Source organism: Ignatzschineria rhizosphaerae, from assembly GCF_022655595.1.
Taxonomy (GTDB): Bacteria; Pseudomonadota; Gammaproteobacteria; order Cardiobacteriales; family Wohlfahrtiimonadaceae; genus Ignatzschineria; species Ignatzschineria rhizosphaerae.
The window spans coordinates 362,180-385,601 of record NZ_CP093379.1; the positions used below are offsets into that span (position 1 = coordinate 362,180).

17 protein-coding genes are annotated in these 23,422 nt (G+C 40.1%); 5 read left to right on the top strand and 12 right to left on the bottom strand.

Going from position 1 to position 23,422, the window contains the following annotated elements; translation table 11 throughout:
- Positions 1-62 precede the first annotated feature (62 nt).
- Together MMG00_RS01635 and MMG00_RS01640 are read left to right on the top strand one after the other, a co-directional pair.
- Positions 63-1,052 carry an ornithine cyclodeaminase family protein gene (locus MMG00_RS01635; RefSeq protein WP_242150455.1) on the top strand — a complete coding sequence of 330 codons (990 nt, stop codon included), beginning with the start codon at positions 63-65 and terminating at the stop codon, positions 1,050-1,052.
- A complete protein-coding gene (locus MMG00_RS01640; RefSeq protein ID WP_242150458.1) occupies positions 1,039-1,182 on the top strand; it encodes a hypothetical protein in 144 nt (47 codons plus the stop codon). The genes MMG00_RS01635 and MMG00_RS01640 overlap by 14 nt, the downstream gene beginning before the upstream one ends.
- A gap of 224 nt (positions 1,183-1,406) precedes the next feature.
- Here MMG00_RS01640 and MMG00_RS01645 read toward each other — a convergent pair whose 3' ends face one another.
- The 6 genes from MMG00_RS01645 to tkt all read right to left on the bottom strand — a co-directional run bounded on the left by MMG00_RS01645 (position 1,407) and on the right by tkt (position 13,670).
- A complete protein-coding gene (locus MMG00_RS01645) occupies positions 1,407-2,720 on the bottom strand; it encodes a serine hydrolase (RefSeq protein WP_242150461.1) in 1,314 nt (437 codons plus the stop codon).
- Between the two features lie 353 nt (positions 2,721-3,073).
- Complete coding sequence (locus tag MMG00_RS01650; RefSeq protein ID WP_242150463.1) at positions 3,074-4,459, bottom strand: leucyl aminopeptidase family protein; 1,386 nt, start codon at positions 4,457-4,459, stop codon at positions 3,074-3,076.
- A 66-nt stretch (positions 4,460-4,525) separates the two neighbouring features.
- Positions 4,526-7,675 carry a DNA translocase FtsK gene (locus tag MMG00_RS01655; RefSeq protein ID WP_242150466.1) on the bottom strand — a complete coding sequence of 1,050 codons (3,150 nt, stop codon included), beginning with the start codon at positions 7,673-7,675 and terminating at the stop codon, positions 4,526-4,528.
- Between the two features lie 181 nt (positions 7,676-7,856).
- The gene (gene secD / locus MMG00_RS01660; protein ID WP_242150470.1) at positions 7,857-10,706 is read right to left on the bottom strand and encodes a protein translocase subunit SecD; all 2,850 of its coding nucleotides are present in this window, start codon (positions 10,704-10,706) and stop codon (positions 7,857-7,859) included.
- A gap of 91 nt (positions 10,707-10,797) precedes the next feature.
- A complete protein-coding gene (gene yajC, locus MMG00_RS01665; protein WP_242150473.1) occupies positions 10,798-11,178 on the bottom strand; it encodes a preprotein translocase subunit YajC in 381 nt (126 codons plus the stop codon).
- Positions 11,179-11,702: 524 nt separating this feature from the next.
- Positions 11,703-13,670, bottom strand: coding sequence for a transketolase (tkt, locus tag MMG00_RS01670; RefSeq protein ID WP_242150476.1), 1,968 nt, complete (start codon positions 13,668-13,670; stop codon positions 11,703-11,705).
- Positions 13,671-13,881: 211 nt separating this feature from the next.
- Here tkt and pyrG point away from each other — a divergent pair, with 211 nt between their 5' ends.
- The 3 genes from pyrG (at position 13,882) to MMG00_RS01685 (ending at position 16,518) form a co-directional block, all read left to right on the top strand.
- Entirely contained in the window at positions 13,882-15,507 is a 1,626-nt protein-coding gene (pyrG, locus tag MMG00_RS01675; protein WP_242150479.1) for a CTP synthase, read from the top strand.
- 133 nt (positions 15,508-15,640) lie between these two features.
- Entirely contained in the window at positions 15,641-16,018 is a 378-nt protein-coding gene (locus tag MMG00_RS01680) for an Imm58 family immunity protein (protein WP_242150483.1), read from the top strand.
- Between the two features lie 32 nt (positions 16,019-16,050).
- Positions 16,051-16,518, top strand: a complete 468-nt coding sequence (locus MMG00_RS01685) for a tRNA (cytidine(34)-2'-O)-methyltransferase (protein ID WP_242150486.1) — start codon at positions 16,051-16,053, stop codon at positions 16,516-16,518.
- 323 nt (positions 16,519-16,841) lie between these two features.
- Here the strand turns inward: MMG00_RS01685 and MMG00_RS01690 are convergent, their stop codons facing one another.
- From MMG00_RS01690 to MMG00_RS01715, 6 genes are all read right to left on the bottom strand, one after another.
- Positions 16,842-17,492, bottom strand: coding sequence for an SDR family oxidoreductase (locus MMG00_RS01690; protein ID WP_242150489.1), 651 nt, complete (start codon positions 17,490-17,492; stop codon positions 16,842-16,844).
- 131 nt (positions 17,493-17,623) lie between these two features.
- Positions 17,624-18,976 (bottom strand): MATE family efflux transporter, encoded by a 1,353-nt coding sequence (locus MMG00_RS01695; RefSeq protein WP_242150492.1) that lies wholly within the window; start codon positions 18,974-18,976, stop codon positions 17,624-17,626.
- A 233-nt stretch (positions 18,977-19,209) separates the two neighbouring features.
- The gene (locus tag MMG00_RS01700; RefSeq protein WP_242150495.1) at positions 19,210-19,533 is read right to left on the bottom strand and encodes an RnfH family protein; all 324 of its coding nucleotides are present in this window, start codon (positions 19,531-19,533) and stop codon (positions 19,210-19,212) included.
- The gene (locus MMG00_RS01705) at positions 19,514-19,957 is read right to left on the bottom strand and encodes a type II toxin-antitoxin system RatA family toxin (protein WP_242150498.1); all 444 of its coding nucleotides are present in this window, start codon (positions 19,955-19,957) and stop codon (positions 19,514-19,516) included. Before MMG00_RS01705 ends, MMG00_RS01700 begins: the two co-directional genes overlap by 20 nt.
- A gap of 195 nt (positions 19,958-20,152) precedes the next feature.
- Complete coding sequence (gene pta / locus MMG00_RS14275; protein WP_242150501.1) at positions 20,153-21,820, bottom strand: phosphate acetyltransferase; 1,668 nt, start codon at positions 21,818-21,820, stop codon at positions 20,153-20,155.
- A gap of 202 nt (positions 21,821-22,022) precedes the next feature.
- The gene (locus tag MMG00_RS01715) at positions 22,023-23,258 is read right to left on the bottom strand and encodes an acetate kinase (protein ID WP_242150504.1); all 1,236 of its coding nucleotides are present in this window, start codon (positions 23,256-23,258) and stop codon (positions 22,023-22,025) included.
- Positions 23,259-23,422: the final 164 nt, after the last annotated feature.

The window sequence follows — 23,422 nt, forward strand, 5'->3', positions numbered from 1 at the left end:
TAATGAAAGATTGGCATAAGATCTTGTTTTATCATTATCAAAATAATAAGGAAGGAGGTTGAATGAAGATTCTCAATGAAAAAGAGATTATGGCGATCTATAAGATGCCGGAGGCTATGAAGGATGTGGCGGAGATTTTAAAAGCGAAATTTGCTAAAAAAGTTGAAAACCCACTGAGAACGGTGATTGAATTTCCTAAAGAGCATGCATCGGTGCTCTATATGCCTTGTGCAGATTTAGAAAATGAATTAATGAGCATGAAAGCAGTGACTATCTTCCCTAACAATCCATCTCGCGGTAAAAATACAACGCAAGGGGTTATATTGCTATCAGATGCAACAAATGGGGATCATTTAGCACTCCTAAATGCATCTTACTTAACTCGTCTTAGAACGGGGGCTTTAAGTGGATTAGCAACGGCATATTTAGCAAGAGAAGATAGCAAAGTATTAACAGTAATCGGCACTGGGAAAATGGCATTTGAACAAGTGCTTGGAGTGCTGGAAGTAAGAGATATTGAGACAATTTATCTTGTTAATCCGACACAAAAAAATGCAGAACGTTTTGAGCAGTCATTACGAGATTATCCAATCGATTCAAAAATTGAGATTATTATTGAAAGTGATGTGAGTGTTGCGGTTAAAAAGGCAGATATTATTAACTGCGCCACACGATCAAAAACACCTGTCTTCAATGGTCTAGATATTAAGCAAGGGACGCACGTCAATGGCGTGGGCTCTTATCTTCCGGATATGTGTGAGGTAGACTTTGCTTTTATTAATCGTTTAGATCAGATTGTGGTAGATGATCATCACGGGGTAACAGAAGAGGCGGGAGAGTTTATTCACGCAGTTGAGAAAAATAACTGGTCATTTGAAAAGATCAATGGAGAGCTGCAAGCCCTAGTTGCAGGTGAACTTGAGGGTCGAAAAGATGATCAAGAGATTACTTTCTTTAAATCTGTGGGATCGGCCTATTTTGATTTAGCAGTGGCGGAGGGGGTTTACCGTCAAGCGCTGATTGATAAGATTGGGATTGATGTGGAAGTTTAAAAAGAAGTTTATCAATATAGTGATAAGCATGAATACCGGTATTGAGATGGGTATTAGTATCGATGCTAATAGTAAAATCGCTTTAAATGTTACTAAATCAGATTATCAGAGAGTCGGTTGTGGAAAGTGATGATGAGAATTGGCGATGAGAAGCGCAAAAGTTGTTCTATCCGCCATCATGGAGGTTAGTTTGTTGCACACGCCGTCCCACTTTGCTTTTAAAGCAGTGTTTCTTAAACCGAATTGATGATAAAAATATTGGATTAAAAAACCACTCATTTGAGTGGTTTTTTATAGTCTAAGTTAAGAAAAATAACGAAGGCTGTATGGTTAGTGGATTGTCATGCTATTTTTTTAAAGTGCAATGACAAAACAATCTGTTTTTTGTTGGCGAAGTCTTGTGCAAGTTGCTTCAGCTTCACTCTCGTTTAAACCTGAGAGCAGCGCTCGATAATATTCACCAGTATTAAAGATTTGGACATTCCCATTTCGAACTTTCTCGTAAGCCTCTCTCGCTTTATCTCTTGCGGCATTATAATCTTTAAAAGCACCAACTTGAACGGCGTGGCTCAAGCCTGAAGCACTCACAATAGGTCCTCGGATGGGGGTATTGCCCGGGTCATAATCACCAGCGGGTGTATATTCTGAGGTAGATTCTAAAACCAGTGCCGGCATTACTAACTCGGGTTTAGTATTAACCTTGGGCTTTGGAGTTGCCGTTGCAACTGCCGTATTAGGTTTTATTTGTTGCGTACGTTTATTATTTGTCAGAACGGTTTTATCGCTAGTGACTGTTTTTGTTGGTGTGAAGAGAACCGTCATATCTTTGGTGATATAAGGAGAAATCTCTCGAACAGAGCGGCCACGATAACCGGTTGTGAAGCTCTCATTGAGCATTGAGATCATAAGATCATCTCGTAGTTGTGTTGTTCTACCGCCTAAAACGACAGCAAATACTCGATTATTATTACGACGAGCACTGGTCATTAAGTTGAAGCCAGATTTACGAATATAGCCTGTTTTAATCCCATCGGCGCCGGGGAAATCTTTATTAACACGGTTATGCGAGGTAAAGGTGACGCCATTATAATCAAATGAAGGCGTTTGGAATAGTGGATAATATTTAGGGAAATGATTATGAATCGCAATTCCTAATTTAATCATATCTCTTGCTGTTGTGTATTGGCTTGGGTTAAATAAACCGTGCGGATTGACGAAGTTACTACTATGCATTCCTAAGCGTTTAGCCGTTGCATTCATGCGTCTTGCAAACGCTTCCTCAGAGCCACCCACTTTCTCGGCAACTGCTAAAGCAACATCATTCGCTGATTTAACAATTAATGCTTTTATTGCAGTATCTAGTGTGATGGCGCTGCCTTCTTTAGCCCCAATTTTTGAAGGTGGCTGTGCGGCTGCTTTTGCTGAGAAGGGGATTTTAGTATTGAGGCTAAGTTTTCCTTTTGAGAGATCCTCAAAAACAATATAAAGCGTCATAACTTTCGTTAAAGAGGCAGGATAACGTCTAGCATCAGCATCATGTTCGTAGATAGGCTTGCCACTACGATGGTCAACGATGAATGCAGAGAAGCCAGTTTCAGCATAGGCAATAGCAATGATACTAGTGATAATAAGCTGAATCGCGAGTAGGTTACGGATGATCTTTTTCATTCACTATTCTATCGGTGTTAAGGATTAATGAATAAAATATTAAACAGATAACAGGGCGCAATAGGGCTTGTTATAAATTTAATATTCCTCGTTGCTGTTTAGTTAAGGGTTATTGATACAAAAAATATCATTTCACTTGTTAGGGTTCGTCAAGAAGATGATTTTATTAAATTGTTCAATATGTTTTTTTATAATATTAGAATCCCAATCGATAGGAGATTCAACGCTTTTAATTTATAACGCTTATCTAAATCAGTGTACAACTAATTTTTTAAGAACGCCATAGATAGGGCAAAGGAAGTTGAATTGCTGTAATCTATGGCATATCTTTAGGGTAAATATTTAAAAAATGCTTAACAATTAAAGTGTGTTTTTAATGCCTCAAAAGCTGCTCTTAATCCCATTGCTTCACCGCCTTTCGGTCTTCCTGGGCGATTACGAATATTCCATGCCATCACATCAATGTGGGCATAAGGAACTTTATTTTCGCTGATAAAACGCTCAAGGAAAAGTGCCGCAGTAATCGCGCCGGCATAAGGGACACTGCCAGAATTGCTAATATCGGCGTTATCAGAAGTAATCCAATCATTGTAAGGTTTGTGAAGTGGTAAACGCCAAACAGTATCACAAGCCTCTTTTGATTTTTGCATCATGAGTGTTGCAAAGTCATCATTATTGGTAAAAAGTGCTGGAATCTCAGTTCCTAATGCCACACGAGCAGCCCCTGTTAAGGTTGCAAAGTCCATGAGGAAATCACAAGGTTTTTCAAGTGCATAAGTCAGCGCATCACAGAGAATTAGTCTGCCTTCAGCATCTGTGTTATCGATTTCAACACTCATGCCGTTACGGCTTTTAACGATATCTCCTGGGCGCATTGCACATTCTGAAATGCTATTTTCAACAATAGGGAGTAAGACGCGAAGTGAGACATTCCACTCTTCTTGTAAAATCCATTTTGCAAGCGCAAGCATATGCGCCGCGCCGCCCATATCTTTTTGCATTAAACGCATACCGTTTGCTGGCTTAATATCAAGTCCACCAGAATCAAAGGTGACGCCTTTACCTACTAATGTTAAAGCCGGTGCGTTTTCTTTCTCGGCAATAATTTCTACTAAGCGTGGAGCATATTTACTCCCTGCACCCACGGTATAGATTAATGGAAAATTTTGCTTAAGAAGGTCTGTTCCGACAATCTCTTTGATAGTGACATTTAATCCTGAGAGTTCGGCGCGGATTTGTGTTACAAAATTATCAGGATTGAGGGCATTTGCCGGCTCATTGATAAGATCTCTTGTTAGATAGTGGGCACTTAATGCTTGTTTGACTTTATCTGCAATATTCTGGGGTAAGAAAAAGAGCACAGGACGTTTATCACGAGATTTATATTGATCAAATTGATAAGCGCCCAGTCCAAATGCGAGTAAGTGCTGATATAGCTCCGCTTCTGATAAAGTTTCAGGAAGTTGATAATGGCCAAAGGGCAGTTTGGAATAGCTCTCTCCAAGTGTAAAAAAAGGCTCACTCTCATTATGACCAATGATCACGCGCTCGATATTGCCCCGATCATTATAAAGCGTGATAACTTCCCCAGCTTTTAAAGAAGAGTCTTGCTTGATTGTTTGCAGATAACTCTCTTGTGCAGGAGTGAGAGAGAGATCAGTGGTTGTTTTGGCAAATTCTACCGGAATGCAAAGATCTTTTGATTCCGTATAAAGATGTTCTAACTCAGTTTGTAACATGATTTTCTCTTTCTCTCTTTTTTATTTTTAATAATAGATTAATGCGTTGTAAAAAAGTGGTATTGCTTAATCGTAGGAGACTAAAATCTCACGATTTCCATTACCAGCAGGCGCTGAAACAATCCCTTGCTCTTCCATCGCTTCAATTAAGCGTGCTGCTCTTTGATAGCCAATACGAAGCTTTCTTTGAACATAAGAGATGGTTGGGCGCTTATCTTCTAAGACGATTTTAACGGCCTCATCATAAAGAGGATCATCAACATCATCAGGGGATGCAACAAAACCAGAGGCATTTTCTGATAAGCCAGGAATCTCTTCAGTCGGATCTTTTAAGATATCATCGATATAATCTGTAGGGCCGGTTAAGCGTAAGAAGTCAGCCACGCGGTTGACCTCGTTATCATCAACAAATGCACCATGAACTCGTAGTGGGAATGGGGCGCCCGTTGGGAAGTAGAGCATATCTCCATGGCCTAGTAAGTTTTCAGCACCTTGCTGGTCTAAAACGGTGCGGGAGTCAATTTTACTAGAAACTTGGAAGGCAATTCTACTTGGAATGTTTGCTTTGATTAACCCTGTAATAACATCGACAGAAGGTCTTTGGGTTGCAACCACCATATGAATTCCGGCGGCGCGCGCTTTTTGCGTTAAGCGAGCAATGAGTTCCTCAACGGCCTTTCCAACGCTCATCATCATATCGGCAAGCTCATCAATGACAATAACGATATAAGGAAGCGGTTTAAGGTCAGGCGCGGAAACGTGGTCCGAGACTTCCCGTGATGCATCCCAAAGCGGATCTTTAAGCGGGGTGCCGCTACTAATCGCTTCTTTGACTTTTTGGTTAAAGCCATCAATATTACGCACCCGGAGCTTACTCATTAAAAGATAGCGGCGCTCCATCTCCACAACTGCCCAGCGAAGCGCATTAGCCGATTCTTTCATATCCGTTACAACAGGTGCTAAAAGGTGAGGGATATTGTCATATACTGATAATTCAAGCATTTTCGGGTCAATCAGAATTAAGCGAAGATCATCAGGATGTGCTTTATAAAGAAGGCTTAATAAGATGGTGTTAAGCCCTACAGATTTCCCCGAGCCTGTCGTTCCGGCAATGAGTAGGTGTGGCATCTTCATAAGGTTTGCCACCACTTGCTGACCGGAAACATCTTTTCCTAGTAAAATCGTTAAAGGATGCTTGCTATTACGGTAAGCATCAGCATAGAGTCCCTCTTTAAAGTAGACGATTTGACGTTTTTTATTCGGAATCTCAAGGCCGATATAAGGTTTACCAGGAATAATATCTACGATGCGAACACTTGTTACAGAAAGAGCACGAGCGATATCTTTATTGAGGTTATTAATTTGTGCAATTTTAACACCCGCAGCTAAATCTAGCTCAAAGCGTGTAATGACAGGACCTGGCTCAATATTGACAACTTTGACTTCAATATTAAAGTTTTTAAATTGATCTTCAATTAAGCTTGCGAGCTCTTGTAATTCAAGCGCATCATAACTTTCGGTGACAGGTGGTGGATTACCTAAAAGATCAAGGCCAGGGAGCCTTCCTGCCATTGGATATTCTTTGGGGGCTTTTACTGCAATGGGCATGCCAGAACGTGGATCGATTTCATGACCGATAAACTCAGGTTTAGACGCATTTGTTTGTAGTGTTTCCGAAGTGCTCTCTGGTGAGATATCGGTGTTTTTTTGTATGTGAGGGCTGACTTCTTCAGCTTGAGGTGCTATCTCTTTAGGGAAAGAGAGTTCTACCTCATCTTCAGGTTCATCAAAGCTATCACTAATAGAAAATTGTAATGATGATGGCGTAATTGGCTCATCATTGATTAAGATCGATGGCACTGGATCTTCGACTATTTCGGGAGCTTGTTCAGGTTGATAGGCATTGATAAGAGGTTTACTTTCAGTAAGTGTTGCACTCTCTTCTTCACTGGTGTCATTTGTGGTCATGGCGGTGAGAGAAGGTTCAACTTTTGAGCCCTCTGCAATAGAGACATGTTTTTTCTTACGTGCTTTGAAGAGGTTTTTAAAAATAGAGGGAATCCCTTTTTTCTCAGATGGATCTTCTTCACTCTCAATATGAGAGATCTCTTCTTGAGCTGGGGTTTGCGGCGCACGAATAAATTGATCCCACTCATCCATTTGGGGAGCAAGAGGGTCGATTTTAAAATCTTCAGGCGCTTTCGCCTGCGAAGATTGCTCATCTTGATTTTCAGTAGCCGTTTTCTGTAGGTTTCTAAAAATAGGGGGGATATTATTATTGTTATTCATTACATCTTCTTCTAATTCAATCTTCTCTTCTTCTAGCGGGTGATAGTTATAACTATTAAAGAGCGGATCTTGGATCGGCGCATTTGTCTGGTATTCATCTTCTTTAAGGAGAGATTCATCTATTTCAATGAAGTCTTGTTGATGGCAATTAAGCTCGCTCTGTTTAGAGGAGAAGATTTTATTGAAGAAGCTTGGGCTTTTTTGTTCATTTTGATCTAACATTCGATCAATAGCGTTTTGATCAATATTGCCATCATGATCAGGCATATATTGCTGCTTGGTCTGTGGCTCATCCTTTTTTTTTGGGAAAATAAGATTGATTACTGTAAAAATCAGGGAGCCAAGGCGGTCAGCCCAACCTATAGGACCCATGCCGGTGATAAGATAGAATCCTATAAATGTAAGGATTGCAAAGCCAATCTTGGTAATGTAGAGCAGTGTTTGTGTATCTATGGCAAGGGTATTATTAATAAGATGAATAAGCTCTGTGCCTATAAAGCCGCCCATCATTCCGCCATTACCACTATGTAGATCTAAAAGTGCTGCTAGTGAGAAAATAGCGATTAAAACGCCAAGTAGACGAAAGCTAATCTGATCTAAAGAGATTGTTAAGAGTTTGCGTTTAAAAAAGAGTTGATAGCCAAACCCAAGGAGTAAAATGGGGAGAAGCCATGCGGTGCTCCCGATCGCAGATAAAATAATATCTGCAAAGTAAGCACCTTTTTCGCCGGCAAGGTTATGGATTGTCTCTCTTTCAGCTGTGGCGCTACTCCAAGCAGGGTCGGCAGGATGATAGCTATAGAGACTAACAGCCATTGCTAAGGCAACAATCGCTGTTGCAGCAAAAAGCACGACGCCAACTGTCTTAGAGAAGACAGAGAGTATGACCGTGGACGTTTTAGGTTTTTTAGGAACAGCCTGCCGCAAGATGTACGATCCTTTTTGCAAATAAGTCGATGAAGTAGTGTATCAGTCAATCATAGTCATTCTATCATAAACAGTGATACAGCCCCTTATTCTAACAAAACACCCAATGAATAAAAACCTTTACACTGCTTTGGGTGTAAAGGTTTTTTAACCAATTAATATGATGCTTTGAAAGTAGTGCCTAGTGTGTCAGGTTACTTTCATTATCACCTTCATCAATCACCTCATTTCCATCCTCTTTACTAATTGGCGCGGGAATAAGGTCATCACGTTTAAGACCTAAAACAAATGCCCCAGCTGCTGCAATAAAGATCGATGAATAGGTCGCAACGACGATACCAATTAACATAATGAGCGAGAATGAGTGAATCACTTGACCACCAAAGATATAGAGTGCAAGCACCGCTAAGAAGGTAGTGAGCGACGTCATAATCGTTCTTGATAATGTTTGGTTGATAGAAGCGTTGATAATCTGCTTAGGAGTACTTGTGCGATCAAGTCTGAAGTTCTCACGAATGCGGTCAAGGATTACAACGGTATCGTTTACAGAGTAACCGATAACGGCCAGAATCGCTGCTAGTGACGTTAAGTCAAACTCAAGTCCAAGAATTGAGAAGGCTGCGACCACAAAGAGTCCATCATGCACAGTTGATAAGATGGTCCCCATGGCTAGTTTCCATTCAAATCTAAACCAGATATAGACCAGAATTAAGAAGATCGCAAGGGCAGAAGCCATTACCCCATCAGATACTAACTCACTCCCTACTTTTGCCCCAATATAGTCGATTTTTTGAATCGTCATAGGATTGTCAGGAAGTGTTAAAGCGGCTGTGAGTGTATCTGTGACCGTTGTTGACTCTTCTAAATCTGAGGTTGTCGGAATGTTGATTAGAACATTTCGTGCTGAGCCAAAGTGTTGCGCAACAACAGATTCAAAACCTTCCGCTTCTAATCTATCACGAACGGTATCGATATCGACTGGGGATTGATACACCGCTTCAATTTCAGTACCGCCTGTAAAGTCTAGACCTAATTTAAAGCCTTTTGTAACAGAGATGCCAATTGCAAGTATGGAAACAACAACACAAGCGCCGATCCAGAATTTTGCATATTTCATGAAGTTGTAGGTTGTCTCGCCTGAGAATATTTTAAGGCGCTCACGACCACCGACTGAAAGTCTTTTCACAGTACGTCGACCGCCATAAAGAAGGTTGATAATCGCACGGTTAAAATAGACTGCAGTAAATACAGAAGTGATAATCCCTACAGAAAGGGTTACGGCAAAGCCTTTGATAGGACCAGACCCGATAAAGAAGAGCGCTACAGCTGAGAAAAGACTTGTAAGGTTTGCATCCATGATTGTCCCGAATGCTTTACCAAATCCATTATTAATCGCTTGTTGCGGGGTGCTACCTTTGCGTAAGTCTTCCCGTATCCGCTCATTAATAAGTACGTTAGCGTCAACACTCATTCCAAGTGAGAGGACAATACCGGCAATTCCAGGAAGCGTTAAAGTTGCTTGTAAAAGTGATAAAACAGCTAATACTAAAATCAGGTTTGCAAAGAGGGCAACGTTTGCCACCATTCCAAATCCGCGATAACGAAAGACCATGAATACCATGACCATCAATAAGCCGTACATCGCAGCATCAACCCCACGCTGAACGTTCTCTTTACCAGCACTTGGTCCAATTGTTCGCTCTTCAATAATATGAATAGGTGCAGCAAGTGCCCCTGAACTTAAGGTAATTGCAAGATTGTTAGCTTCTTGTAGTGAGTTAATACCTGAGATTGAGAAGTTAGAGAAAAGTTGTTGCTGAATTGTGGCAACGTTTGCAATCTCTTCTGTGGTGATACTTTTACGAATCTCATTACCATCTTTATCAAAAGTGGTTTGGAGTTTGTTTTCAATGAAAACGGTTGCCATCGGTTTTTTAACGTTGGCTTTAGTACCTTCAGCAAAGCGATCAGCCCCTTTTGAGTCAAGGGTGATGTAAACTTCTGGAAGGTTTGTTTCAGGGTTTAAACCTGCAGTGGCTTTAACAATTGATTCCCCTGTTAAAATCACCTGGCGTTTTAAAAGGTATGGAACACCCTCACGCGTTTGGTAGAGTTTTGTTCCTAGTGGCGCACGACCTGTTTGGAGCGCACGTTGTGCTTCTGTTGCTGAGCGATCATCTACAATACGAAACTCAAGTGTTGCCGTTGTTCCTAGAATCTCTTTTGCACGAGTTGTATCTTGAATGCCCGGAAGCTGAACAACAATACGATCAAGCCCTTGTTGTTGGATGATTGGTTCTGCAACCCCAAGTTCGTTAACACGATTACGAAGCGTTGCGATGTTTTGAACTACGGCACTGGCTTTACGCTCATTAATCTCTTTATTGCTGATATTAGCAGTTAGGCGATTACCTGTTGTGTCAAAGCTTAGCTCCATAAAGGATTGGTTGTTTGCAAGAAGTGTTCTTGCACGATTCGCCTCATTAGCATTCGCAAAAGCAGCAGTAATCGTTTGCGCATCAGTCACTTCGATAAGTGGCGTTAAGCCTTTCTCAGTTAAGTTTGCGCGGATACTTTCGGCATAGGTGTTAGTGAGCTGATTAATCAGCCCATCCATGTCGATTTCTAATAAAAAGTGAACTCCACCACGAAGGTCAAGTCCTAAATACATTGGTTGTAACCCAAGGCCTGAGAGCCAATTTGGCATATCTGGAGCAAGGTTTAAAGCTGTGAGATATTGATCTTGTAATACACCATCAAGAAGATCTTTAGCTTTCAGCTGCTCTTCAGTATCTTTGAAACGAATCAGAAGTTGGTCTTCACCTTCTTCAATGCGTTTAACATCAAAGTTATTTTTCTTGAGAACAGAATCAACTTGTTCAACCAAAGCTTGGTTGATTTGAGTATCTCTTGTGGGGGAGATCTGAATAGAAGGGTCTTCACCAAATAAGTTTGGGAGAGCCAATATCGTACAGAGAACAATGACCCCAAAAATCAGAATGTTTTTCCAAAGTGGATAGCGATTTAGCATAATTACTGGGTTACTTTTTATCTAAGTGAATCAAATATACCGGTACCTCTATTAGAGGCCCGGCATCCAGAAAGGGCAGTGCTAAATAATATTAGTCTGCTTTTTCTGTTTTTTCAGAAGTCGCATCAAGTTTCTCTTTATAAGTACCTTTTGGTAAAAGAGAGTTAATCGCTTGGCGCTGAGCTTTGATTACAACGTTAGGAGCGATTTCTGCACTCACATAGTTTTCATCTAATGCTCTGATTCTTGCTACAAAGCCTGAGCTTAAAAGGATCTCGTCACCCACTTTAAGTGAGCCGATAAGATCACGATGAGCTTTTGCTCTTTTTTGTTGCGGGCGAATCATTAAGAAATACATTACAACGAACATACCACCAAAAAGAATTAAGGTAGGGACGATGCTTTGTTGTTCTTGCTGTGCAAATGCCGGTGAAACTAATAAGGCAGATAAAGCAAACATTAAACGCTTCATAAATGCTCCATAAAAATTAAGTTAAAAAATTGAATTAATAGCCGATCATTCTAGCATTATATTTTTGACGATACCTAAAAGTTCCTGTACTTCATCTGAAGTTGTATAGAATTTGTCGCAATAGTTTGATTGCTTATTATTTTTTGAATAAGAATCCTTTTTTATAAACATTTTGTGATCATCATTTTAGGAATAGCTCATTACTAGATGAGGCTTAAAGATCTCAATTTCAAGAGATTGTTTTTGATATTTATCATCTATTAGTAGTATCTCTAAAGGATGACAATAAACGATTAAATGTAAAAAAAATTGAATATTATGCTGAAGTTTGTCGTGCTTATTAAAAATGCCTTAAATATTAATAGTTTAAGTTTTGAGGCGATATTTGAAATATAAGGGATTAAGAGTGGTAATTTTAAAGGTAGTGAGGAAAGGATGGGAAATAAGGTATTAAAAAAATCCCGTAAAGTAGAGATCTTTACGGGATTTTAATGTTACCAAGTGATTGATTAAATCATTGCTAGTTATTTTGCTAATAAAGCTTGAGCGTGTTGAATAACATTATCAACGGTGAAGCCAAAGTGTTCAAAGAGTTGATTTGCCGGAGCTGATGCGCCAAATGTATTGATACCTACAACATCGTCAGCAAATTCATACCAACCACGTGTTACGCCAGCTTCAATCGCTAGGCGTTTAGTATTTCCTAAAACGGCTGCTTTATAAGCGCTATCTTGTGCTCTAAAGAGCTCTACACATGGCATTGAAACAACGCGAGCGTTTAGCTCTTTAGCTGCATTCATGGCAAGTTCTACTTCAGAGCCTGTTGCAATTAATGTGATATCGGCATCAGAATTTTCAAGGAGGACGTATCCACCTTTAATGACGTTATCAAGCGTTTTTGCATCACGAGTTTGGTGTGGAAGGTTTTGTCTTGAAAGCGCAAGAAGCGTTGGGTTGTCTTCTGCTTGTAAACCATGACCCCATGCAACTAATGTCTCAACGGCATCGCAAGGTCTCCAAACGTTTAAGTTAGGAATTAAGCGAAGAGATTCAACGTGCTCAATAGGTTGGTGGGTTGGGCCATCTTCTCCAAGACCGATAGAATCGTGTGTCATGACATATACTACACGTTGCTCCATGAGTGCACTCATACGGATGGCATTACGCGCATAGTCTGAGAAGACTAAGAACGTTGCACCATAAGGGATGAATCCACCATAAAGCGCAAGGCCATTCATAATGGCAGACATACCAAATTCACGAACACCAAAGCGGATATAGTTACCTTTACCCGTTGCGATATCTAAATCACGGCTACCTTTGAAGAAGGTATTATTTGATGGTGTTAAGTCCGCAGATCCGCCTACGATTTCAGCAAGGTTTGTCGCAAGAAGGTCAAGCGCATTTTTACTAGCAACGCGTGTTGCGATGTTGTCTGCTTTCTCGTTAACACTGTTGAGTGCTGCTTTAAAGGTTTCATCAAAATCGTGAGGAAGCTCACCACCAATGCGGCGTAAGAATTCATCTGCTTTTTCTGGGTTTGCAGCTACATAGCTTTCGAAAAGTTGATTCCATTCTTCTTCTCTAGCATCGCCTGCTTCACGAGCATCCCATGCTGCGTAAATATCTTTTGGAACTTCAAATGGGCCAAAATTCCAGCCAAGGCTTGCTTTCGTTGCGGCAATCTCTTCAAGACCTAATGGTGAGCCATGCGTTGATTCAGAGCCTTCCTTGTTAGGAGAGCCTTTACCAATCAAGGTTCTACAGATAATAAGTGTTGGTTTATCTGATTTTTTCGCTTCTTTAATGGCAGCATCAACGGCTTTAATGCTATGTCCGTCGATTTGACCGATCACATTCCAGCCATAGGCTTCAAAGCGCTGTTTAGTATTATCTGTAAACCAGCCGCTTGTATCCCCATCAATTGAGATACCATTATCATCATAAAGTGCGATGAGCTTATTGAGCTTTAAGGTTCCCGCAAGTGAACAAGCTTCGTGAGAAACACCTTCCATCATACAGCCATCACCTAAGAATGCGTATGTGTAGTGATCGACGATTTTGTGTTCATCCGTGTTATAAGTTCCTGCCATCATCTTTTCAGCAAGGGCAAAACCAACAGCATTGGCAATACCTTGTCCAAGAGGGCCTGTAGTTGTCTCAATTCCATCTGCAAAACCATATTCAGGGTGACCTGCAGTTTTAGCATTTAATTGACGAAAATCTTTCAAATCATCGATTGATACAGCATAACCTGTCAGATGAAGAAGAGAGTAGAGAATCATTGATGCGTGACCGTTTGAAAGGACAAAACGATCACGGTTAATCCAATGTGGATTGTTAGGATTATGTGAGAGGTTTAAGCCCCAAAGCGCAGTTGCCATCTCAGCCATACCCATTGGTGCGCCAGGGTGACCTGAATTTGCTTTTTGAACAGCGTCCATGCTGAGCGCGCGAATAGCGTTTGCGCATTGTTCGTTCATCTTCGACATAACTAAATTTAACCTTTAAATTAGCACTAAGAAATAGGAGGCTTAATTATACTCAATCTTGTCACAAAAAGCTCGCTTCGTTCGTCGGATTCTCAGTCAAAAATTTAGCGATTTAAAAAATGAATTTTAATTCTTATCGAAATTTTTTGTGAAATATATTAAAATGTCTTCCCTGATAGACTTTTTATTCACATAAATTCAGGGTGGGTTCATGACACATTTTATATTTGTCACAGGTGGCGTAGTTTCATCTTTAGGCAAGGGTATCGCAGCGGCTTCTTTAGGTGCGATTTTAGAGGCAAGAGGCCTCAAGGTTACAATGATGAAATTGGACCCTTATATTAACGTGGACCCAGGGACAATGAGCCCATTCCAACATGGTGAAGTTTTTGTAACTGATGATGGTGCAGAAACAGACCTAGATTTAGGTCACTATGAGCGTTTTATTCGCATGACTGCTAGTCGCCGTAATAGTGTTAGCGCCGGGCGTGTTTACAAAACTGTTATTGAGCGCGAGAGAGCAGGTGAATACCACGGTAACACTGTTCAAGTGATTCCACACATTACTAACGAAATTAAAGATCGTATTTATGGCGTGGCGCAAGGTGCTGATATTGCATTGATCGAAATTGGTGGTACTGTTGGTGATATCGAATCTCTACCGTTTTTAGAAGCTATTCGCCAAATTAGAACAGAAGTTGGCCCTCGCCGTTCACTCTTTATGCATTTAACATTAGTGCCATTTTTAAGAGCGTCAGGGGAGCTTAAAACAAAACCAACACAACATTCAGTAAAAGAGCTTCGTTCAATTGGCATTCAACCAGATATCTTAATTTGCCGTACTGAAGAGCCTATTCCGCAAGAAGAGTGCCGTAAGATTGCGCTCTTTACTTCAGTGGTGGAAGAGGCGGTAATATCTTGTGTTGATTCAGATTCTATCTATAAAATTCCAGGAATCCTTCATTCACAAGGGTTAGATCGCATCGTACTTGAGCATTTTAATATGCAAGCAAAAGAAGCCGATCTTTCTGAGTGGGATCAGGTTTTAGAAAATATTACCTCTGCTGATAAAGTGGCAAATGTGATGATTGTTGGGAAATACACCGAATTAACAGACACTTACAAGTCTATTAATGAAGCGCTTTTCCATGCTGGCATTCAGACAAAAACAGAGATTAAACTGCATTATGTAGAAGCATCATCATTAGAGACGATGGATGATACGGCGCTTGCTGCAACATTTGCAGGAATGGATGCGGTGTTGATTCCAGGTGGATTTGGTGAGCGTGGTATTGAAGGGAAGATTCGTGCGATTCAATATATTCGTGAGCATAAAATTCCTTTCCTAGGTTTATGTTTAGGGATGCAGTTAGCAGTTGTCGAGTATGCGCGTAATGTTTTAGGTTTAACGGGCGCTAATACGAGTGAAGTAGATCCAACCGTTGCTTATCCTGTTATTCAAATGCTTGATCCTCAGCGTGATAAAGAGACTGATGAGTTCCGTGGTTATATGACCGTGGGGGCACAACCTTCAACAGTGCTAAAAGATACTAAAGTATTTGCCGCATATGGTAGAACAGATGTGAGCGAGCGTCATCGTCATCGTTATGGTGTGAATCTTGATTATGCAGATCAATTGCAAGATGGTAATTTAATTATTTCAGGTCGCACAAATGACCGTAATTTAATTGAATTTATTGAGCTTAAAGAACACCCTTGGTTTGTAGGAACGCAAGCACATCCTGAGTTTAAATCAACGCCAAGAGATGGGCATCCGCTCTTTATTGCATTTATTAATGCAGCGAATGCTCAAAAAGCAGCTAGAACCGAAGCTTAATTTTCAAGCTTAGATTTAAAATATTAGATTAATAAAAATTCCCATAATATGATGTTGTGGGAATTTTTTATTTCTATAAGAAAGGGATGAATATTGGATGCTAAAGCCCTATTGATGATTTTGGAGTGATGAGATGCATTTTTTCAAGCGTTATTGGGTGTTTTTATTGATTATTGCCATTTTGTTATATTTTGTGATTTCATTATTAATGACAAGTATTGATCGGGGAATTACCAATATGTACGATGATTTGAGTATTCATTCATTAATGGTGACGATAGAGGAAATGGGAGTATTGATCCATTATGATTGGCTGGGACTCGATCGTTCAGATGCGTTTTTAAAAATGCATCAAATTATTGAAAGATATCCAGATTTATCACTCTTTATAAAAGAAGAGTCTACTCAACAGGTTTATTTTTCTGGAATGATGTTTTGTTTTGAAAATGATCGGGTTGTCGATGTTGTAACGAGCTTAGAATGTCCTTTATCTGACTTAAAGGTAAATTGAGTCTTAAAATTTTAATTGGTAGAAGTAAAAATATGAATAAACAGTTATCGATCATTTTATACGAACCAGAAATTCCGCCTAATACTGGTAATATCATTCGTCTTTGCGCTAATAGTGGGGCGAAACTTCATTTAATTGAGCCGCTTGGATTTAACTTAGAAGAAAAAGCGCTTCGTAGAGCCGGACTTGATTACGCTGAGTGGGCAGATATGAATGTTTGGCCTAATTTACAAGCATGTTTAGAGGCCATAAAACCTCATAAGGTCTATGCGATGACCACAAAAGGGAGTCGAAATTTTTTTGAAGCTCAATTTGAAGAGAATGATGCACTGATTTTTGGCCCAGAAACAAGAGGGCTTCCTGAAGATTTTATCTTTGGTTTACCAGCTGAGCAGCGTCTTCGTTTACCGATGGTTGAAAATGCTGGTAGGAGTTTAAACCTTTCAAATTCGGTGGCGATTGCGGTATATGAAGCGTGGCGCCAATTTGAGTTTCAATAGTCTTTCAATGATATTAAAGCATCAGCATTAAAAGTGGGGAGCCGATTGGGTTTAAGAAACTGCTTTAAAAGTAAAGCCGGGAGGAATGTGAATCAAAGCAGTCTGCACGATGCCGGAGAGAGTGATTTTTTTGCATCTTAAACCGAGATTTCCACTCTGATTGAGTGGCTTTTAAAGCGATTTCATTATATTAGAAGGTTCGTCAGGTGCTGATATTGCTGATAGATTATAGGTTATGATATATAACACCGAGAATCTAGGAAAAGTCTAGATTCTCGGTATTGACTAAATATTTCCTTTATCCTGTTAATAATCACGCTATTTTAAAGTGCTGCAATAGCGTGCGGGATATCTGTATCTCCATCTGTAAGTTCAATGATGATCTTTTTGATTTTAGGATGCTCGATGATTTGCGCTAAAGTTAGGGCGACATTTTCTCGAGAAACATCCCCATAAGCGATAGCAGGTCCTACGTTGATTTTTTTAGAACCATGATGATCGGTAAGGGTGCCGGGTCTTACGATTACCCAATCTAAAGTTGAGTGAGTAAGGTAAACGTCTGCGGCTTTTTTGATGCGCATATAGTTTTCAAAGCCTTCACCAAGCGCCTTATCTCGACCTGCTTCAGGAAAGGCTGAAACAAGAATAAAGCGTTTAATTCCTGCCTTTTCAGCCGCTTTAACCGAAAGCTCAAGCCCTTTACCATCAATGGCATCAGTCATCTCCATGCCACCTTTTCCACCAGCTCCTGCTGAGAAAACAACAGTATCACTCCCTTTCATGAGTTCCGAGAGCTCTTGCGGTGTTAGTTCTAGGAGATTTCCTAAGATAGGTTTTGCTCCTAATGCTTGAAGCGCCTCTTTTTGAGAGGGGGTTCGATACATTGATTGTACTTGATGACCTCCCTTTGAAAGAGTGGTTGCCAATAAACGTGCAATTTGACCTGATCCTCCCACAATAAATACCTGTGACATCTTAGGCTCCTTTTAATTGATCTAACATTACTTTAGGGTAGCACATCTTGTGGAGAATTTAACTCTAGGGTGTTGATGTGGTTGTTAAGATCTTTAAAGTCGGATTGTTTGTGGGGTGGTAATTGGGGGCTTTAGTGCGCTTCAATATTGAGTCGTTTATTTTCCCATCTACGAGATTTCCAGCGCCAAGCATTGACTAAGCCGCGAATCCACTCATCAGATAAAAAGCCAATCCAGATACCGATTAATCCCATCTCTTTGACGATTCCTAAATAGTATCCTATAGGAATTGCAACTCCCCACATAAAGATGATGGCTGTAATCAGAGGGAATTTAGCATCTCCAGTTGCCCGAAGCGCATTGACCATCACAATATTTTGCGTGCGTCCTGGTTCTAAAAAGATAGAGAGGAGAAACATCGGTAAAAGAAGATCTTGAACGATCGTATTTTCAGTAAAATTATCAACAATAAAATGGCGGGAGAGATAAAAGGCAATGACAACGCCAAGGGTGACAATCATCCCCATTCTTAAGCTTTTAAAGGTTCGAGAATATGCCGCATCAAAGGCTTTAGCTCCTACTAAATGACCTACAATAATCTCATTGCCAATACTAATAGAAATTCCAAAGAGCATCAGCATATAAGAGAGTTGAATGTAGATGTTATGCGCCGCTAAGCTCTGTTCACCCATCAAGCCAACAAAGGCTAACATTACTAACATTTGTCCTGACCAAGAGAGGTTTTCACCAGCTGAAGGTAATCCTATTTTGAGGATCTGTTGAATAATATTTTTTTTAAATTTAAAAAAGAGGGTGAAGTCGAGTTTAACCTTAATGCCATAAAAAAGAAGATAAAAGAGAAGGGAAACACCAATTAAACGCCCGACTACGGTTGACCAGGCAACGCCTTCAAGCCCAAGCTGTGGTAATCCAAAGAAGCCATAAAGTACGAGGATATTACCAAGAATAGTGACGATATTCATGATAAAGGAGACATACATCGGCACTTTTGAATGACCATAAACCCGTAAGCAAGATGCTAGAATAACCGCTAGTGCTTCAAATATTAAACAAAATCCAATGATATGGAAGTAGTTGTTACTCATCTCTAAAATATCATCAGGCGTGTTCATTAAGACTAATAATGAGCGACCAAAGAAGAAGATCATTAAAAAGCAGATAAGCCCTAAAAGAAAATTGAGCGCAATAGAAAGATGAATTGCTTTACGAGTCTCTTCGCGTTTTCCTGCGCCTAGATATTGTGCAACAACCACGCTACAACCAATGCCGATAAAGCTAAAGATAGTAACCGTGGTATCAAAAAACTGATTGCTTGCCGCTGTTGCTGCCACCATCTTTTGGGAGATATGGCTAATCATATAGGTATTAATAAGGAGTGTCACTAAGTGCAAAAGGATATCGATAAAGATCGGCCAACTCAGTGAAAAAAGTGATTTTTGTAATACAGGATTAGTGTTATTCATAAGAAAGTCATATCAACAATAGAGTAAGAATTTTAGAATATTTCAACTTAGAAATTGGCAGGCGGTGCTGCTGCTTTCTTAGAAGAAATCAGAAATTAACATACTGTTGCTGAAGTAAAAATTAAGATGGGTAAGAGGTAAGCCTAACTGTTGTTCCCGAATTATAAGAGAAATCATTAAGGCTTTATAGCTTTATTATTTTTTTTAGTAATGGCTTTTAGAAAAAGCGATATTTACCACTTTTTATGTTTAAATTGCGGATCTCTTGCTGCGCGGATTTGACGTGCTTTTTTAGGATCAATAATAAGCGGGCGATAGACTTCAATTCTATCACCATCTTTTAACAGATAATCATCTTCAACCTTAATATTAAACACCCCAAAAATGGGGTTTTCAATCTGTTTAACGGCCTTATGATAGAGTGCAAAAAAAGGGAGCGCTTCTTTCAATGTTATCCCTTCTTGAAACTTTTGGCTCTCAATAGGCTGCTTGTTAGGTAGTGCTAAAACAAACTCAATTGTGATGAAAGCACGTTGCCTAGCCGATGAATTTACCATAGCGAACCTTTGCTTGCGCACTAAATGCAGAAACCATGCTACCGGCAATATTTTCAAATATAGGGGTTAATAGAAGGCGAGCAGGGCCAAATGAGAAGTCAAAATCAATCATGAGATGAATTTCAGAGCCTCCTTCTGGTAGATCTACAAAATGCCATTCACCTCGTAGATGCTTAAAAGGTCCATCTATTAAATTGAGGGTGATTTTTTCATTCTCAACTAACGTATTACGCGTTGTAAACCATTTATTAAGTGGTCCTTTAGCAGTTAAAATAGAAGCTTCCATCATTGTTGGTGTGGATTTTAGAACTCTTGAGCCGCGGCACCAAGGTAGAAAGTTTGGGTATGAATCAACATCATTAACAAGTTGATACATCTGCTTTGCGCTAAAAGGTTCTGTTTGTGATCGGCGTATGATTGGCACAATATCCCTCAATAAACAAATTGATGTGTTGATCTTAAACGGATAACAATCACGCCTTTTCCAACACTAATACATCATAAAAAAAGCTACTCAAATTTGAGTAGCCTCATAGTATAACAAAAAACTTCCTAAATTCGCGTCTTATTGGTCAACATCTTTGAAAGATGATTGAGCGAGAAGTTGATTGTTGTGCTTTTACGAGCCTTGTAAGGCTGTAATGGCAATGGTATAGACAATGTCATCGACAAGTGCGCCGCGTGATAGATCATTAACTGGTTTAGCAAGGCCCTGTAGCATTGGGCCAATACAGACAACATTAGCACTACGTTGGACGGCTTTGTAGGTAATATTACCAGTATTTAAATCAGGGAAGATAAAGACTGTTGCTCGACCTGCAACTTTGCTATTAGGCGCTTTTTGTTTTCCAACACTTAGAACGCTTGCGGCATCAAATTGAAGAGGGCCGTCAATGAGTAGTTCTGGTGCTTTCTCTTTGGCAATTTCTGTTGCTTTGGCAACTTTTTCCACCTCTTCACCAGCGCCTGATGTCCCCGTTGAGTAAGAGAGCATTGCAACACGAGGTTCAATCCCAAATATTTTGGCTGATTCTGCTGATTGGATTGCAATATCGGCTAACTGTTCAGGTGTTGGGGTTGGATTAACGGCGCAGTCCCCATAAACATGAACCTGATCTTTCATTAACATAAAGAAGATGCTTGATACGAGTTTGGAATTTTTATCAGTACCAATGAGCTGAAAGGCAGGGCGAATAGTATCTGCTGTTGTATGGACGGCTCCTGAAACTAAGCCATCAACATCGCCAACGGCTAGCATCATGGTGCCAACTACAACGCTATCTTTTAAGGCTTCACGGGCAGTTTCTTCTGTAGCGCCTCTATGCGCGCGTCTTTCTACAAAGCCTGCTACATATTGTTCGGCAATATCTTTGGGATCTAATATTTCAATGCCGTGATCGGGAATAATAATATTATTATCTTTGGCAATGGTTTTAATTTTTGCTTTATCCCCTAATAGAACGCATCTTGCAATGCCTCGCTCAGCACAGATGGTTGCTGCACGCAAAGTACGTGGCTCTTCCCCTTCAGGAAGAACAATTCGACGATCTGCAGCTTGTGCGCTCTTAATAAGTTTGTAGCGAAATGCCGATGGTGGCATACGATTTGCACTAGGTTCTTTGAGTTGCTTTAGCAGTGATTGAATATCTAAATGTTGGGTAATAAAGCGAATAGCTTCTAGGTCATCGGTTAGCGCTTTATTTTCAGGAATGATTCCTAAAACTTCTAAAGATTTACAAAAATCTGTTTGGCAATAGGTGATAGTTTTTGCGATCGCTGAAGGATCTTTAACATGGTTAATAATGTAACCTGCAAGCCAGATATGTGACTCACTATAGATATAAGCATTTAAATCAAAGTGAGCTGCGACTTCTTCCGGGGTATTAGCAAGGGAGTTGCCGGCAAAGACAACGCCTGCACAAAGTGTGCGAGCGATATCTGCGTTTAGATCGTGGGTATAAGGGCGACTATTATTGTAAGTTAACCCTTCCACAACAACGACATCATGATTTTTCCCAGCTTCCGCAACGCGGCCGACAATATCTTCTAATAATTCATCATATTGATTAGAGCGAATGGCCTGATTGACAGCGCCTTCTAAAATAGGAAGGGGTGTTTCATCATTAAAGAGTTCTCGATAGAGTTTCTCTGAGCGATTATTATCTTCTCCGATGGGTCTAACGAATCCGACCTTGATGCCTGCTGCATTGAGTGCATCCACAAGGGCAAGAGAGATGGAGCTTAGGCTCTGAATATCACCCGTAGGTGCCACAAATAAAGTTTTCATAATGGTAACTCCTTATCAAAGAGAAGTATGTCAATGGATGAATCTTTGATGTTTAAAATGATAGTGCATGCTATCGATAGATAAATATATGAAAAAGATCTAAGGCGTGGTGAGGTTATACCTGATGTCAACGCGATTAGATCTTTTAGTAGATGATTGCGCGCGGCAATGAAGCTGATGAATATTGTAAAATCTGCGTCATCTAGTAATAAGGTGGCAGTGATATTGCATATCTCTGCCTTAATTCGCTTTTTTCTTTTTTAGCAAGGATTTCAAGGGTATCTTGGACAATCATGCCCTCCTCATCGGTGCAAACAACTAAAGCTTTACCAAAGCCGCTGCTTGTTGCGATAACGCCCTCTTTACCACCGGTACAAAAACTATTTGAAGGGTTGCTGAAGGTATATCCTAAGAAAGCGAGCTGGCTCATAATAAGCTCACGGATATAGACGGAATTTTCACCAATTCCGCCTGTAAATACGATAGCATCTAAACGCTGAAGAGCAGGAAGGTAAGAGGCGATGGTTTTTGATACGCGATAACCAAACATATCAAGCGCTAGTCGAGAGCGAACATGCCCCTCTTTCGCTTTTGATTCTAAAAGACGGCAATCATTAGAGACGCCGGAGATGCCGAGTAATCCACTTTTGAAGTTTAAGAGTTTATCAATTTCATAAATATCATAATCTAAACATTCAACGAGGTAAGGAATTAAGCCAGGATCTAATGAGCCTGAGCGAGTTCCCATCATTAGCCCTTCAAGCGGTGTTAAACCCATACTGGTATCAACAGATTTACCATGTTTAACCGCAGCCACTGAAGCGCCATTTCCAAGATGGCAGCTAATGATATTGAGTTTATCAAGCGGAATATCTAAGATGCGCGCCGTTCTTTCCGTAATATAGCGATGACTACTACCGTGGAAGCCATAGCGGCGGATATTATATTTTTCATAAATCTCAAGCGGAAGTCCATAAAGATATGCTTCTTCGGGCATTGTTTGGTGAAAGGCCGTATCAAAGACCGCAACGTGGGGGAGTGCTGGTAAAACTTCTTGCGCTGCTAAGATACCAATTAAGTTTGCAGGGTTATGGATCGGCGCAAGTGGCGCACATTTTTTGATAATCTCAATAACTTCAGGCGTGATTTCAACAGATTCTTGGAAGTATTCACCGCCATGAACAACACGATGGCCAACTGCGATGATATTTTTGGCAAATCCTTTTTGATCAAGATAGGCAAAAATCTCTTTAAAAGCGCCAAGGTGACTACTGTCTTTAAGTGCATCTGTTTTTTTGCCATCATGTTTGATAGTAAGAGATGCCTCTGGTGAATCGAGCTGCTCAGCGCCGCCACTAATAATCGTTTGGCGTTCTTTTGAGCTAATTAAAGCAAATTTAAGAGAGGAACTTCCGCAATTGATGACTAAAGCATACATACTGTTTAACTCCTATAAACATCTATCTTTGAGATGTTTTTATTGTTATTTATTGATGGTTTTGGGTCAGGGATATCAGAGTTTTTTCTTTTACATCTCCATTTGTAAAAGCTCTTTTAATATCCTTGTGCCTGAATTGTTTACGATATAAAAAATTCTTAAAT

Coding starts and splice junctions, on each gene's coding strand:
- MMG00_RS01645 (WP_242150461.1), bottom strand. CDS start 2,720: ATGAAAAAGATCATCCGTAACCTACTCGCGATTCAGCTTATTATCACT.
- tkt (WP_242150476.1), bottom strand. CDS start 13,670: ATGTCGAAGATGAACGAACAATGCGCAAACGCTATTCGCGCGCTCAGC.
- MMG00_RS01695 (WP_242150492.1), bottom strand. CDS start 18,976: ATGAATAACACTAATCCTGTATTACAAAAATCACTTTTTTCACTGAGT.
- pyrG (WP_242150479.1), top strand. CDS start 13,882: ATGACACATTTTATATTTGTCACAGGTGGCGTAGTTTCATCTTTAGGC.
- MMG00_RS01680 (WP_242150483.1), top strand. CDS start 15,641: ATGCATTTTTTCAAGCGTTATTGGGTGTTTTTATTGATTATTGCCATT.
- pta (WP_242150501.1), bottom strand. CDS start 21,820: ATGAAAACTTTATTTGTGGCACCTACGGGTGATATTCAGAGCCTAAGC.
- secD (WP_242150470.1), bottom strand. CDS start 10,706: ATGCTAAATCGCTATCCACTTTGGAAAAACATTCTGATTTTTGGGGTC.
- MMG00_RS01685 (WP_242150486.1), top strand. CDS start 16,051: ATGAATAAACAGTTATCGATCATTTTATACGAACCAGAAATTCCGCCT.
- MMG00_RS01690 (WP_242150489.1), bottom strand. CDS start 17,492: ATGTCACAGGTATTTATTGTGGGAGGATCAGGTCAAATTGCACGTTTA.
- MMG00_RS01715 (WP_242150504.1), bottom strand. CDS start 23,258: ATGTATGCTTTAGTCATCAATTGCGGAAGTTCCTCTCTTAAATTTGCT.
- MMG00_RS01640 (WP_242150458.1), top strand. CDS start 1,039: ATGTGGAAGTTTAAAAAGAAGTTTATCAATATAGTGATAAGCATGAAT.
- MMG00_RS01650 (WP_242150463.1), bottom strand. CDS start 4,459: ATGTTACAAACTGAGTTAGAACATCTTTATACGGAATCAAAAGATCTT.
- yajC (WP_242150473.1), bottom strand. CDS start 11,178: ATGAAGCGTTTAATGTTTGCTTTATCTGCCTTATTAGTTTCACCGGCA.
- MMG00_RS01700 (WP_242150495.1), bottom strand. CDS start 19,533: ATGGTAAATTCATCGGCTAGGCAACGTGCTTTCATCACAATTGAGTTT.
- MMG00_RS01635 (WP_242150455.1), top strand. CDS start 63: ATGAAGATTCTCAATGAAAAAGAGATTATGGCGATCTATAAGATGCCG.